Source organism: Kitasatospora putterlickiae, assembly GCF_039527695.1.
Classification (GTDB): Bacteria; Actinomycetota; Actinomycetes; order Streptomycetales; family Streptomycetaceae; genus Kitasatospora; species Kitasatospora putterlickiae.
This window is the reverse complement of record NZ_BAAAKJ010000510.1, coordinates 9,362-10,715: the sequence shown is the minus strand read 5'-3', so window position 1 is coordinate 10,715 and position 1,354 is coordinate 9,362. Positions and strand designations below refer to the sequence as shown.

At 75.7% G+C, this 1,354-nt stretch carries 2 protein-coding genes; both read left to right on the top strand.

What is annotated here, in order from left to right; all coding sequences use genetic code 11:
* Positions 1-256 (top strand): response regulator transcription factor (locus tag ABD308_RS38255; RefSeq protein ID WP_344345544.1); only part of this gene is annotated, 256 nt, incomplete at its 5' end.
* Between the two features lie 484 nt (positions 257-740).
* Positions 741-1,354: hypothetical protein (locus tag ABD308_RS38250; RefSeq protein WP_344345543.1), on the top strand; the 614-nt coding region annotated here is incomplete at its 3' end.

Here is a 1,354-nt window from a genome sequence, read left to right as displayed (position 1 = left end):
CCTGCTGGCGGCCGACGCGGCGCCCGACCCCTGGGCCGTGCGGCTCCTGCTGGAGGCGGCCGAACAGGTCCTGAGCGAGCGCGAACGGGAGATCCTGCGGCTCACCGCGACCGGCGCCTCGGTGAAGGAGGTCGCCCGCGAGCTCTACCTCGCGGCGGGCACCGTCCGCAACGTCACCTCGGGCGCCATGCGCAAGCTCGACGGGCGCAACCGCTTCGACGCCGCCCGGATCGCCGCCGAACGCGGACTGCTGTGACGGCCCGGTGCGTGCCGGCGGCGGTGGGACCCGCCGGCCGGTGACGTCTCCCGCGACGACCTGATCGAACGTCACCCGGAGTCACCGGCCGGCGAGGTGGCCCGGGCGCCCCGTCGAACCCCCGTGCGAAGCCGGGCCCTTGTCCGGTATCGTGCACGAAGGAGTGCCGGGAAGCCTGGTCGGCGAACAAGGGACAGTTGTGTTCGCGGGCCGGTCCGGGGGTGGTGTGCGTGGCGCTCGACGCGAAGTCCGCCGGCACCTCGTCGGCCCGGCCGCGGACCCGCCGCCCCTTCACACCGGCCCGTTCGGGCTCCGCACACCGTCCACAGGTCTCAGCGGACCGCGGACGGATTCCCAGAACCACGACACCGTCCGGCGTTCCGGCCGCCCGGTGCCGTCCAGCCCCGGAAGGGGAGGGGCGGCACGCCCCGGCGACGGCGACCCGGGTGTTCCGCACGCGCACCGGACCGGGGGGAGTACCGTCATGAACCACCGTCCCTCACCATGGACCCGCGCCGGCGGCGCGCTGATCGCCGTGGCGGCGATCGCTCCGGCGGCGGTCGCCGGGTACCTGTTCGCCGTCATGCTGCCGGACGACGCCGATCGGCACCGCTCGTACGCGGCCGCCGCGCCCTGCCAGGCCGGCAGCCCCGGCGGATCCGTCGAAGAGTGCGTGCGCACCGTGCCGTTCACCGTCAGCGGTACGGTCGTCCGGGACGCGGGCAAGAGCTCCGAGTACCGGGCGACGCTGGACGGCGCGCCGTTCTGGAGCGGCGAGGTGCGGTTCGGCGACGCCGGACCGCTGCTGAGCGACCTGAAGCCCGGCGACCGGGTGGACGGCACGGTGTGGCGCGGCCGGGTGATGCGCCTGGAGCGGGCCGGCGTCGCGCAGGCCTCCTCCGAGGAGCCCCGCGACGAGCCGCAGTTCACCGCCGGGGTCGGCACCTACGCCGGAATGCTGGCGGTGCTCACCGTCGCCCTGGGCGCGCTGCGGTTCACCGGCCGCCGCGTCACGCTCGACCTCGCCCGGTCGCTCGTCCTCTGGCCGCTGCTCACCTGCGGCCTGCCCGCGGTCCTGGCGTACCTGACCGGCCTGCC